Origin of the sequence: Halalkalibacillus sediminis (assembly GCF_002844535.1) — a bacterium.
Classification (GTDB): Bacteria; Bacillota; Bacilli; order Bacillales; family Alkalibacillaceae; genus Halalkalibacillus_A; species Halalkalibacillus_A sediminis.
Map to the genome: position 1 here is coordinate 122,568 of NZ_PJNH01000003.1, position 11,725 is coordinate 134,292.

14 protein-coding genes, 1 riboswitch and 1 other annotated feature (1 of these 16 running past the window's edge) are annotated in these 11,725 nt (G+C 39.5%); of the genes, 6 read left to right on the forward strand and 8 right to left on the reverse strand.

Features of this window, described 5'->3' with window-relative positions; genetic code table 11:
- Positions 1-6: 6 nt before the first annotated feature.
- The 3 genes from CEY16_RS10305 to CEY16_RS10315 form a co-directional block, all read right to left on the reverse strand.
- The gene (locus CEY16_RS10305) at positions 7-1,221 is read right to left on the reverse strand and encodes a M24 family metallopeptidase (protein WP_238378830.1); all 1,215 of its coding nucleotides are present in this window, start codon (positions 1,219-1,221) and stop codon (positions 7-9) included.
- Positions 1,222-1,321: 100 nt separating this feature from the next.
- A complete protein-coding gene (locus CEY16_RS10310) occupies positions 1,322-2,032 on the reverse strand; it encodes a GntR family transcriptional regulator (RefSeq protein ID WP_101331932.1) in 711 nt (236 codons plus the stop codon).
- Positions 2,033-2,074: 42 nt separating this feature from the next.
- Positions 2,075-2,722 carry an HD domain-containing protein gene (locus tag CEY16_RS10315; protein ID WP_101331933.1) on the reverse strand — a complete coding sequence of 216 codons (648 nt, stop codon included), beginning with the start codon at positions 2,720-2,722 and terminating at the stop codon, positions 2,075-2,077.
- A 74-nt stretch (positions 2,723-2,796) separates the two neighbouring features.
- Positions 2,797-2,899: riboswitch (TPP riboswitch) on the forward strand.
- 317 nt (positions 2,900-3,216) lie between these two features.
- Between CEY16_RS10315 and CEY16_RS10320 the strand changes: the two genes are divergently transcribed.
- The 4 genes from CEY16_RS10320 to CEY16_RS10335 are packed head-to-tail and all read left to right on the forward strand — an operon-like array spanning position 3,217 to position 6,775.
- Positions 3,217-3,807 carry a YkoF family thiamine/hydroxymethylpyrimidine-binding protein gene (locus CEY16_RS10320; protein ID WP_101331934.1) on the forward strand — a complete coding sequence of 197 codons (591 nt, stop codon included), beginning with the start codon at positions 3,217-3,219 and terminating at the stop codon, positions 3,805-3,807.
- Between the two features lie 11 nt (positions 3,808-3,818).
- Positions 3,819-4,424, forward strand: a complete 606-nt coding sequence (locus CEY16_RS10325; protein ID WP_101331935.1) for an ECF transporter S component — start codon at positions 3,819-3,821, stop codon at positions 4,422-4,424.
- Positions 4,405-6,012: an ABC transporter ATP-binding protein gene (locus CEY16_RS10330; RefSeq protein ID WP_238378831.1), complete on the forward strand. Its 1,608-nt coding sequence runs from the start codon at positions 4,405-4,407 to the stop codon at positions 6,010-6,012. The genes CEY16_RS10325 and CEY16_RS10330 overlap by 20 nt, the downstream gene beginning before the upstream one ends.
- On the forward strand, positions 5,996-6,775 hold the full coding sequence (locus tag CEY16_RS10335; RefSeq protein WP_101331937.1) for an energy-coupling factor transporter transmembrane component T family protein: 780 nt from the start codon (positions 5,996-5,998) through the stop codon (positions 6,773-6,775). Before CEY16_RS10330 ends, CEY16_RS10335 begins: the two co-directional genes overlap by 17 nt.
- Positions 6,776-6,819: 44 nt before the next feature.
- Here the strand turns inward: CEY16_RS10335 and CEY16_RS10340 are convergent, their stop codons facing one another.
- From CEY16_RS10340 to CEY16_RS10360, 5 genes are read right to left on the reverse strand one after another with little or no spacing between them, the layout of a single operon-like run.
- Positions 6,820-7,431 (reverse strand): hypothetical protein, encoded by a 612-nt coding sequence (locus tag CEY16_RS10340; RefSeq protein WP_101331938.1) that lies wholly within the window; start codon positions 7,429-7,431, stop codon positions 6,820-6,822.
- Positions 7,428-7,706: a hypothetical protein gene (locus CEY16_RS10345; protein ID WP_101331939.1), complete on the reverse strand. Its 279-nt coding sequence runs from the start codon at positions 7,704-7,706 to the stop codon at positions 7,428-7,430. Before CEY16_RS10345 ends, CEY16_RS10340 begins: the two co-directional genes overlap by 4 nt.
- Positions 7,707-7,719: 13 nt before the next feature.
- The gene (locus CEY16_RS10350; RefSeq protein WP_238378832.1) at positions 7,720-8,091 is read right to left on the reverse strand and encodes a nuclear transport factor 2 family protein; all 372 of its coding nucleotides are present in this window, start codon (positions 8,089-8,091) and stop codon (positions 7,720-7,722) included.
- A gap of 48 nt (positions 8,092-8,139) precedes the next feature.
- Positions 8,140-8,736 (reverse strand): hypothetical protein, encoded by a 597-nt coding sequence (locus CEY16_RS10355; protein ID WP_101331940.1) that lies wholly within the window; start codon positions 8,734-8,736, stop codon positions 8,140-8,142.
- A gap of 13 nt (positions 8,737-8,749) precedes the next feature.
- Positions 8,750-9,712, reverse strand: coding sequence for a threonine ammonia-lyase (locus CEY16_RS10360; RefSeq protein ID WP_101331941.1), 963 nt, complete (start codon positions 9,710-9,712; stop codon positions 8,750-8,752).
- Between the two features lie 166 nt (positions 9,713-9,878).
- Here CEY16_RS10360 and CEY16_RS10365 point away from each other — a divergent pair, with 166 nt between their 5' ends.
- Positions 9,879-10,973, forward strand: a complete 1,095-nt coding sequence (locus CEY16_RS10365) for a diguanylate cyclase (RefSeq protein ID WP_101331942.1) — start codon at positions 9,879-9,881, stop codon at positions 10,971-10,973.
- Between the two features lie 59 nt (positions 10,974-11,032).
- The gene (locus CEY16_RS10370) at positions 11,033-11,548 is read left to right on the forward strand and encodes an SH3 domain-containing protein (protein WP_101331943.1); all 516 of its coding nucleotides are present in this window, start codon (positions 11,033-11,035) and stop codon (positions 11,546-11,548) included.
- Positions 11,549-11,605: 57 nt separating this feature from the next.
- Positions 11,606-11,725 (forward strand) — a binding site (T-box leader); it runs 136 nt beyond the window's last position.

Consider the following 11,725-nt stretch of genomic DNA (forward strand, 5'->3'; position numbering starts at 1 on the left):
ATTTATCTATTTTAAAAGCTTTTCTTCGAATGGAAACGAAGAAAAATTTTCGACGCCATCTTTTGTTACTAGAAGTTGCTCTTCTAGTTTGACCCCTTCTTTACCTCCAGGCGATCCTATATAGCTTTCTACACTGATCACCATGTTCTCTTCAATGACACCATCGTATCCTTTTTCATCGAAATCTTCCGAATAGACAATGTAAGGGTATTCTCCACTTAACCCAGTACCATGAGCCACTGTAAAGTAACGGTTCGGGAAAAATTCATCTGGAATTTGCCAACCTTTTTCTGCATATTCCTTAAAGGTCATACCTGGCTTAAGCAACTCTTTATTAAATTGAACCTGCTCATATGCAGTTTGATAAAGGCGTCTCTGTTCATCCGTCGGTTTACTGTCACCACAATAAAACGTACGACTAATATCTGTGAAATAGCCTAGTGGTCCGTTCATATCCGTATCGAATGCTACGAGTTCACCCTCATTGATCACTTTATCACTACACTCCTGAAACCATGGGTTCGTTCGTTCCCCAGAGCTTAGCAATCGAGTTTCTACGTAGTCCCCACCTTGAGCAATATTTGTTTGATGAAGGTGTGACCATAATTCATTTTCAGTAACACCAGGTTTAAGTTCTTCCACCATTCGCACCATACCGGCTTCCGCTGTACGAACAGATATTTTCATTGCCTCAATCTCTTCTTTACTCTTTATGCTGCGTGCATGCTCAATCGGTTCTTGGCCGTCAACCACACGCATCCCTTCTTTTGCTAGAGCTATAGCCCCTGAAGGATGAATTTTATCAACAGCAATCTTATTATTTTCTCCGGCGTGTTGTCGCATGAGATCAGCGATTTCTTGGGCCCATTTCTTAGCTGTATCCTCTAAATTATAGCCAGACGCTACATAAGACATAGTCAGTGCCGATCTGACTTCATCTATTGTTTCAATACCTTCTGATAAATGTTCACAGTTAGGGAAGTCAAATAATACAACTGGCCCGTCTGCTGGTATAAAGACATAACGTCCAGGGTTTCGTAACATAAACACTTGCATGTTCCTACTGCCTGTTGCGTACCTCAAATTGACTGGATCGAATAACACAATCCCACCATAACCTAATGATTGTAACTGTTCACGAACTCGTCCAAGTCGGTAGTTGCGCAATTTTACTAGATCGATTTGAGTTTTATCATGTCGAATACTCGTTAATTTATCCATAGTATTTCACCTCCTGTTGCATTAAGTAAGTTATTAACTCTCACCTAACTTATTGTAACATGTTAATAACTTATTGCAACAAGTTGTGACATTTCATCATTTACCGACCGATTTCTATATTATAATTAAAGTTAGATGGTACGTATTTCGTCTTGGAAAATTCGATTGGAGTATGATCTAACCCTAGTGTTAATCTAGTTATTTCGATCAAGGGATCCCCACTCATAATGCCTAATAAATCAGCTTCATGTTGGTTCGCTAGACAAGAAGTCACATTTTCTTTAATGGTTGAATAATTAACCATATGTTTTCCTAACACTGGAAATATATCGAAATAAGTGAAGCCTTCCTTTTCCAATATCTCTCCGATGTAAGTAGGTGTGAATAATTGCTGTAATCCGATTGGGATTCCATCTGCTATACGAATGCGTTCCAACAAATAAACATCAGTATGATCATCGAGTTTCAGCTGATGCTTTGCGAATTGGTGATTATCTGCCTGGTAAGCTCTTAACACTTTCACAGAAAATTCTTCTCCAACTTCATGATGCACAACCCCTGTGTTATTCACATCCTCCTCTGGTGCCGATTTTAACCGAGCCGCCGCACCTCTACGTGTTTCAATGATTCCATCTTGCGCTAAGTCCCGTATTGCCTGACGTACAGTCGTTCGACTAACGTTGTAATACTTCATCAATTGGCTTTCAGAAGGAATTGCGTCACCAGGGTTCCATTCGTTCTCATTTATGCGGTCTATTAATTTACTTTTAATTTGCATATATAATGGGATTTTTCTTTGATTTTCTGACATTTTCACTACTCCTATATTTATCTTTTGATTTAATCTTGTATCCTACTTCTCTCCATTCCACTCCATATAAAACTGGTCTAGGTATATTTCCATGAACCTATGTCTTTCCTCAGCAATTTTTAGGCCTGTCTCGGTATTCATCAAGTCTTTTAACTTCAGTAGTTTTTCATAAAAATGCTGAATGGCTGTTCCGTCCTTTTTTCGATAATCTTCCTCAGTAATTTCTTCTCTTGGTTTCACTTCGGGGTCGTGGATGATGTTCCCTGCTGAACCAGCGTAAGTGAAGCACCTTGCAATCCCAATCGCCCCAATAGCGTCCAGTCGATCTGCATCTTGGACTACTTTTGCTTCTAATGTGGAAGGCGTAGGTTTATTTCCTCCTTTAAAAGATATCGTGGTGATAATTTCGATAATCCGTTTCTGCTCTTTTGAGGGTATCTCCATTTGATCGAACCACTTCATCAGTTGATTCATTGCTCTTTTTGTTTTATTCGTCACTTTTTCATCAATCAGATCATGCGTCAAAGCGGCCATCAAACAAATAAAGTAATCAGCATTTTCTTTTTCCGCAATCTTCTTGGTAAGCTCGGTCACTCGATGGATGTGCCACCAGTCATGGCCTGTACCTTCTCCTTCTAACTGTTTCTGAACATATTTTTCTGTTTCCATAATTATTATTTGTCGTTCCATAAAAATTACCTCTCTAACTGTTTACAAATTTCCAAATGTTGATTATTCTAAGATTATAACAAACTGCATATTCGAACAAACACTAGGGGAGCTACATTTTGTGGCTGAGAAGGCATTGCCTGACCCTTTGAACCCGATCTGGATAATACTAGCGTGGGGAAGTGTAGTAGACTGTATGATTAATAAAATTGAAACCATACATGTAAACTGCATTCCCTTCGGAGTGCAGTTTTTTATTTTTAGGCTAAGTTAAAGTCCGTTTTTGATTTGAAAGGTTAGATTCAATACTACTTCGTTGGTTCTGACGAATTGTGAGCGGTGGCGACTCCTAGGGGATCAGCACGAGCTGAAAATCACGCAAAACTCGCAGTGGCGAGTTTTGGGAAGTTAAAGCCGTGCCCCCAGGAACGCGTCCGCCTTCAAGCAATTCGGCAGAAACAACAACAAACTTTAACAACGCTTATTTTTTAAAAATATTTTAGGAGGTTATTAGTATGAGTAATGATTGTGGAACAAGCAGAATTGCAGGGTGTCAGTTCACTCTTCACCCCATGACAGACAAATTTGTCGATGTAATCCTAGGGGCACTTGAAGAGGTAGATACTACGAATGTCTGGAAGGACACGGACGATGTGAGCACTTGTATACGAGGAAAAATGGTTCATATTTTTGACGTCACTAAGGCGATTTTCCTCCATGCAGCAAAAACGGGTGAACATGTAGCAATGAGCGGGACGTTCTCGATTGGTTGCCCAGGGGATTCTTCCGGCGATGTGTATATGGACGTAACGGATGAAGTATTGAACGAGGTAAAATCGAAAGATATATCTCAAAAAGCAGGCTGTAAATTCGCCCTTTACCCTATGGGCCGTGAAGATTATATGGATAAAATCTATGAACAAATCGATCTATCAAAAGCTCGAGGTGTTGATGTCAGTGCTTCCCACTATGCCACTCGTTTGGACGGGGAAGTTAATGATATTTTTCACACGTTAGAAGAATCATTCGATAAAGTACAAGAAAAAGTCTCACACGTAACGATGACTTTCACAATATCTGCGAATAGTCCATCGACGAAAAAATAGGGGGAATTGATGTGTTAGCAAATTGGAAGTTAAAAGAGATCGTTTTAATGTCCATACTGGGTGTGGTCTTTGCTTTAGTATATTTATTGTTTTTCTTTTTCGGTCAAGTGATTCGAAATATCTTGACTCCGTTCGGCCTTGCGGCATTTGGCTATGAGATCATTTTCGGCATTTGGTTCATCGTTTCGATCATAGCAGCTTATATCATCCGAAAACCTGGAGCTGCATTCACTTCTGAAGTCATTGCCGGGGTGGTACAGGTGCTAGTTGGTAGTCCTGCAGGTCCTGCGTTGATTCTTACTGCCGCTGTTCAAGGGGCTGGTGCAGAGCTTCCATTTGCACTGACTAAATGGCGAGATTATCGTCTAAGAATATTAGTCTTAGCCGGAGTATCTGCTGCCTTCTTCAGTTTCTTCTGGCATCTATATTCTTCAGGGAACATCATTTTAGCCCCATGGTTGATTATTGCTACGTTTGTCGTCCGACTGATCAGTGGTGCATTACTGGCAGGTGTACTCGGCAAATGGCTGAGTGACCAATTAGCGAAGACAGGCGTCGTGCGTGGATATGCTCTTGGAAAGGAGAAGCAAGAACAACGTGAAGACCGTGCAGCATAACTTTCAAAATCAACCACCATTAATCGAGTTGAAGAATTTCTCTTTCGGCTATGAAAAAAGTGAATGGACGTTAAATAATTTATCGTTTTCAATCAATGATGATGAAACCATTTTATTAATGGGGTCTAGTGGATCAGGCAAAAGCAGCCTCGCTCTTTGCCTGAACGGCTTGTACCCAGAAGCCGTAGAGGGATATTCAAAAGGTTCAGTCTTATTTATGGGCCACGATATTTCGGAAATGAAAAAGGGTGTACTGAATCAAAAAATAGGTATCGTTTTCCAAGATCCAGAGAGTCAATTTTGCATGATCACTGTGGAGGATGAGCTTGCTTTTACATTGGAGAACTTAAGTGTTCCACGTGAGGAAATCGATTGTAAAATCGGGAATATCCTTCAAACCATAGGGATGGAAAAATACAGACATGAGAAGATTCATGAACTTTCTGGAGGTCAAAAACAGAAAATAGCCTTAGCTGCTGTATTGTTGATGGAACCTGAACTACTCATATTAGATGAGCCAACAGCTAACCTAGACCCTGTATCAAGTCTTGAGTTTATTCAATTAATTGAGAGAATCCAACAAGAACAGAATATAAGTTTACTTGTAATAGAGCACCAAGCAGAGGATTGGCAAGAAGCCGCTTCTAGATTGATTGTTATTGATAGTAAAGGAGAAATACTTCTCGACGATAAGCCTGAATATATTTTCACCAACCACCAAGAGTTATTGAATGAGGAAGGTATATTTCTGCCGAAAGAATTTCAGGATACACCAGCACTCGCCTTTACTCAACCTAAACCTCGTGTATCATCAGAAAAAATTTTATCGCTTGAAAATGTATCTTTTTCAAGAAAATCAAAACAAATTCTTAATGATATTTCCATGGATATCCACAGAAGAGAAATCATCGCAATTGCAGGTGAAAATGGAGCAGGAAAATCGACTTTACTACAGATAATATCTGCCCTTCTCCCTATAAATGAAGGGAAAATTAACTTCCTTGGTCAACCCATTTCAGAATGGGGCGAAAATGACCTCCGTAAAAGGATGGGGTTCGTTTTTCAAAACCCTGAGCATCAGTTCATCACCGACACTGTATATGATGAATTGGCTTTTGGATTGCGGTTGAATCATGCAGATGATAAAAAAATCAATTCCACTGTTAGTGAGTTGATGCACTTCTTTCATTTAGAAAAAGAAAAATGGAAGAATCCGTTTTCGCTGAGTGGAGGGCAAAAAAGAAGATTAAGCGTCGCCACGATGTTGGATGAAACACCAGATCTACTTCTTTTCGATGAACCTACGTTCGGACAGGACGCAAAAACTTCTAGTGAATTAATGAAAAAAATGATCGAGTTGACTGAAATGGGGGTTGCTATAGTTATGGTTACACACGATATGGAATTAGTGGACCGTTATTGTGACCGGGTAATGGTATTGAATGAAGGAAGTATAGCTTTCCAAGGAAAGCCTAAATCACTTTGGAGAAATAACGAGTTACTGAACCGTTCAAGGTTGAGGAAGCCTCACCGAGTTCGCTTTAGAAATGATATGGATGAGGAAGCTGTTTATGATCTCCTCTATTAATCCGAGTGTAAAAGCTATAGCGGTCTTGATCCCTGGAGTTCTCCTGGGGTTCATGTTTGATATATTCACACCACTAGCCTATTTCATTTTCATCCTATTAGTGACGTTTACCATTTCAGGAATATCAATTGTTAAATGGCTCAAGATCTTCAGTGCATTCTTAGTATTGGTTTTGGGTTTCGCGTGGATGACGATGCTTTATGCCAGCGATACATACGCTGGTGGTGAAGTATTATTCGAAGTGTGGGAATTTGATGTAACAACGGGCAGCGTGATGATTGCGATTAGCTTGGCATTAAGGTCCATGTGTTTCTTATCGTTATCATTGCTGTTTGTGCTAACAACTGATTCGACGAAATTCATGTTAAGTCTGATGCAGCAATTAAAGCTTCCGCCAAAGTTGACCTATGGAATCTTGGCTGGGTATCGATTCCTCCCTACTTTCCAAGAAGAGTTATCTGTTTTGCGAAAGGCACACCGCATTCGCGGCGTGAAAAGATCTCGTGGCATTCGAGGGAGAATCAACCAGTTCAAGCGTTATTCGATCCCTTTACTAGCTAACGCTATCCGAAAAGCTGAAAGGGTGGCCATTGCAATGGAGTCTAAAGGCTTCACCGATGAGCGCGACCGTACCCATTATCATGAGATGAAGGTGCGAACAAGAGACTGGGTCTTCTTCGGGGCTATCGTAGGGATGTTTTTCGTTATCGTCATAACCTCTTACTCCCTCGGTTACCTAAATATATTTGGTAGGAAAGTTTAGTAGATATTGTCCGATAGGGAGCTCCCTATTGGACTTTTGTCTGCCTAATAAATCGTCTCGTGGATATCAACCTTTTCATAGACCTCTCCACCCGCTACTGCCATGCGATAGAATGACTCAGGGTTTCCAGTGGTATCATTCAAATAATTAATCACCAAAAAATCTATTTCGTCTACCTCGTTACTAAAAGCAACTCCAACCGAAAGCTCAAGTTTTCCGTCAGCAATTCCTTGAAGATCGACTTCATCTAATTCTGGAACAAACTCATAACCTTCTTCTTTACCAAAGTCATATTGGTAAATTTGCCTGTTCTCCATTGCTCCTCTCACTTCTACATATTTATATCCACGAAAAAATTCAACAACGTTTTGTTTCGTCCAGTTTAGTTGTACGTGCTGTTTAATGAAATCCATTTTTTCTTCCTTTGGTTGATCTGCTACCTGCTCAAAGTAGGTGCTAGAGTCATTACTTCCCGTTTCTCCATTTACAGATACTTCGCCCTTTCGCTTTTCACCAGCATCAACCTCAGCATGTTGCTTAGCACCAAAGGTAAGGTTTGGCTGTTCCGATTTGATTTCAGGTATCTGAACAATAAACAGTACTGCCATTAAAATGATGCACAAAGTTAATATAACAGGCCAAACATGCTTCTTCATCCTACGTCCTCACCTTCATTATCTATCATTTCATCCCGTTCACTCTGAAGGATGAAGTTATTTTCAAACAACCTTCGATTGATCGTGTCCAGAACAAAAAATATATGGGCTACCATCAGTATTATCAATCCAAGCGCTAAGATACCGACACCTATAGGTACCGAAGTAAATAGTAATATAAATCCAATGAATGTAATAATTCCACCTATAACCTGTAGCAATTGCCCAATATCACTCTTTTTCTCCACTTTCATGTGTACATCCGCATTACTCATTAAGAATTACCCCTTAAACAATATTCGTCCCTTGGTGAAAAAACATCTGCCACCTATCCTCATTCAACTTCCAAATCGAACTTCTGAGCGAGTATTGATTGTTATTTTCTTTGTATACCTTGAAAGTTACATGAGCAACATCTTCTGCAAGCCTGTTCAAGTGAAAATCAGTTAAATGCATGACTAACACTTCATCAGATGCGTTTGTGGCTTCTAATTGCTCTCTCTTATCAAATACTCTTCCAGAACTCCCGAACTCCACAAAATCATCAGCTAACAATCGATCGAAATCTTCATAAGAAGTTCTCACTTCATGGTTTAATAGATTCTTTTCAAGCCCTTCCAAATGCACTGCTAACTCTTCATCATTCCAGTCATTGTTCAATCCAGCTCCCTCTCTTCTACCGAAAGTAACTTTTCCACTCAGCTACCTCTATTCTTTTGCTGATATTTTCACATTGAAAACTAGTATATTCTTTGCGTAATCTATTGCTTCTTCGTAGTTTTCAAGTTCAAAGCCCCTTATACCATCATCGTGTGATTGATAACAAAATCCTACTACTTGCTCTTCTCCTTCTTTTAAAACCATTTCCTCGTCTGAAATAGAATGTCCCCCACGAGACAGACCCTCTTCAAAAACCGATTTGTCTTTATGCTCATTTCGAAAACTACCATGACTAGCCTTATCGGAAAAAATGACTACAGAAGAATCTTTGCCTGGATCTAATATGGAAAAACCCACTCGGTCATTCACCTTACCCTCTTGATAATAATTACTCAATTTAAACAAGGGATTTTCTTCTAATTTTACCCCGTCTTGGTAGGCATCGACCCACATTTCTACTTCTAAATCATCAGCGCCTTCCAACTCTAAGTCATACTCCATGATCACACCGGCATTCAGTCTGTTGAACATCTTCTGAGACTCCGAATCCTCAACGAAAGTGATTGTACCAATACCCCCGGAACCCGAAACTGAACTACATCCGGCCAGTACGAGCAAAGCTAATCCTAACATTATTTTCTTCAAAAAAATTCCCCTTTTATCGCTTTGTGTCTACTAATAAATCAGAAATTGTAGCTATATCCACATTACCGCCTGAGATCACACAGACCACTTTCTTTCCTTGTATTTGATCTCGCTCCTTGATAGCCGCAGCTACAGCCGTAGCGCTAGAAGGTTCGATCATCTGTTTCATCCGTTCTAAGACAAAGCTCATCGCCCATTTGATTTCTTCTTCCTCTACCAATACGATGTCATCTAGATATTTTTGTAAGATTGGGAAAGTCATATCTCCAGGTTGCGTTGTTCTTAAGCCGTCTGCAATTGAGTTTTCAGTGCCATTTACCGGAGTGATCTCTCCATTCTTCAATGACAAATACACGTCGTTGGCAATCGATGGCTCCACTCCTATAACTTTTATGTCTGGATTTGTTTCCTTCACGGCTGTTAAAATCCCAGAACTTAATCCCCCGCCACCTATAGGGATATAAATCACTTCCACACCTTTAACTTGTTCAAGTATTTCTAAACCGACAGTTCCTTGCCCTGCCATGATGTGTGGATGATCATAAGGTGGAACAAAAATACCACCATGTTGTTCAGCCAATTCTTTGGCCCTCGGGATTCTTTCAGCAGAAGTTGTCCCACAGTATTCAACTGTGCCATTGTATTGTTCAATCGCCCGAACTTTACTTTTAGTTGCATCTTCTGGTACCACAATAGTCGCAGGTATGCCTAATTGATTCGAGATATAAGCTACTGCTTGTCCATGGTTCCCTGAAGAGGCTGCTGTAATGAACTTTGCTCCCTCATCCACTGCTTGCTTCACTCGATTAGTTGCTCCACGGATTTTGAAAGATCCAGTTTTCTGAAGATGTTCTGATTTCAAAAAGATTTGTGCACCTATCTGCTCCGACAATTGTTCAGATTGCAGAATTGGTGTTTCATGGATTGTATCTTTAATTCTCTTTTTGGCTTCCTGAATTTCTTTTAAATTAATCATTTAATCACCCCACTCTATATTTCTACACACCCGTTTGCAATTCCTTTTACTAACAATGATAAGCTTTTCTTCCTGAAAATTATGTCGTTTTATGAGCAATAAGTATTAATTATATGGTATAATTTATTAAATATTTCAACATTCAGAAAAGAGGTGTGTGCCGCTTATGCTCAGTGACTTGTTGGTTAATGTTTCTATTCTGATGACTTTTATTTTCGTCTGGCATCAACTATTCCGAAAAAGTCCGCTAAAGCTTCACTCACCTCTATGGATTAAACTTTCAGACGGAATATTAGCAGGTTTGCTTGGAATCATTTTAATGCATTATAGTATTGCCACAAATGATATTACTATTTTGGACTTGAGACATGTACCTGTTGCGATTGTCGCATTTTTCGGTGGTATTGTTCCTTCACTGATTGCTGCGGGTGTCATTTCAATTGGCCGCTATATGATCGATATTAACTTTTCATCTCATGTAGCGTTGTTCATGATGTTCTTCATCGGACTCGGTGCCGGGATTTTATCCAAGTATTTGACCTTAGGAGTATGGAAAAAGTGGACAGTCATTTTACTCTACACACAGCTGATTTTCTCCATCGCTTTATATATCGTTTCACCTATATATTCGAATGTGCTTTATGCAGCATTCTTGCATGTAATATGCACAGTTGTAGGAGGTATGCTTGCATTCTATTTCACCCTATATATCCGAAAAAGCAGTGAGCTTTTTTTCAAATACCGTGAATTCTCGAGGATCGATTATCTAACAGGGCTATATAATGTGAGAACTTTTTATCACTATTATGATGAGTGTTTGAAAAATGCCCGGGACAATGAAGTACCCTGCATATTAGTGATGATGGATATCGATCATTTCAAAAAGATCAACGATACTCACGGTCATAAAGCCGGGGATGAAATATTGAAACAACTCGCAGATATTTTCAAAGATAATTTAGGGAATGAGGCCACGATTTCTCGAAATGGTGGTGAAGAATTTTCCATCATTTATTGTGGTAAGAAGATTGATCAAGTAATAGATATTACTGAGAACCTTCGCAAAAAGGTCGAGCATCATCCTTTCAAACTAAATAAAACAGACCATATCCAACTAACGATTTCGATTGGGATTGCACAGTATGACCGTGAAATGAATTCTGATGATGCACTCTATCAAGAAGCGGACAACGCCTTGTACCGAGCAAAAGAACAAGGAAGAAATCATACGGTCGTTGCAGAAAAAATTCCGGTAAGTTAACTTTCTTTTTGTAACATTGAGGCTTCTGATATCGTCTATGTCATTAAAGGAGTTTTTTCATGAGATTTATAACAGGTCTTTTAATGATACTTAGTATGATCTTTCTACTTCCAGTTACTAGTACAGCTTTATCCAGTGACTCCCCTTCAATCGAAGAATCTTTTGAAAGTTATGATGGGGTTGTGATCGGCTCGATCGATGCAGTCTATAAAAAGAATTCCAGCAATAATTATGTTCGTGTAAAAGTAGAAAAGAGCTACAAAGGAGTAGAAAAAGACTGGATCATTTTTGAAGAAGATGTCTCATGGGGACAGCGTACAGAAGAGGGATCGACCTATATTCTTTTCTTGGATGAACAAATCAGAACTTGGGAAAATCCACTATGCAGCCCTTCCAAAGTGATAAGTGATACATCTGAAGAAAATGAATTTCTCAAAGACCAGAAAACATTAGCTTTAAAAGAGGTAGAAAAGCCAGATAAACCGATTAATACAAGCTGGTTCCTCTTAGGCGGTGGAGTTTTATTCATCGGGGGACTTTTCGGCTTAGTAGCATACCAAGTAAGTAAAAATTAAACTTTTTCTTGACATTTAATATTTACCGTCATATGATAGGTTACAACATTCATAACGGAAATGGCATTGACGAAGAAGAGTACTTTTAATCGAGCACTTCAGAGAGCTAGTGGTTGGTGTGAACTAGCGTGATCGTTGAAAGGAATGGCCTTCTGAGCCTCTGACCCAACGTAACTT

Coding starts and splice junctions, on each gene's coding strand:
- CEY16_RS10310 (WP_101331932.1), bottom strand. CDS start 2,032: ATGTCAGAAAATCAAAGAAAAATCCCATTATATATGCAAATTAAAAGT.
- CEY16_RS10345 (WP_101331939.1), bottom strand. CDS start 7,706: ATGAGTAATGCGGATGTACACATGAAAGTGGAGAAAAAGAGTGATATT.
- CEY16_RS10360 (WP_101331941.1), bottom strand. CDS start 9,712: ATGATTAATTTAAAAGAAATTCAGGAAGCCAAAAAGAGAATTAAAGAT.
- CEY16_RS10320 (WP_101331934.1), top strand. CDS start 3,217: ATGAGTAATGATTGTGGAACAAGCAGAATTGCAGGGTGTCAGTTCACT.
- CEY16_RS10340 (WP_101331938.1), bottom strand. CDS start 7,431: ATGAAGAAGCATGTTTGGCCTGTTATATTAACTTTGTGCATCATTTTA.
- CEY16_RS10335 (WP_101331937.1), top strand. CDS start 5,996: ATGATCTCCTCTATTAATCCGAGTGTAAAAGCTATAGCGGTCTTGATC.
- CEY16_RS10365 (WP_101331942.1), top strand. CDS start 9,879: ATGCTCAGTGACTTGTTGGTTAATGTTTCTATTCTGATGACTTTTATT.
- CEY16_RS10370 (WP_101331943.1), top strand. CDS start 11,033: ATGAGATTTATAACAGGTCTTTTAATGATACTTAGTATGATCTTTCTA.
- CEY16_RS10305 (WP_238378830.1), bottom strand. CDS start 1,221: ATGGATAAATTAACGAGTATTCGACATGATAAAACTCAAATCGATCTA.
- CEY16_RS10315 (WP_101331933.1), bottom strand. CDS start 2,722: ATGGAACGACAAATAATAATTATGGAAACAGAAAAATATGTTCAGAAA.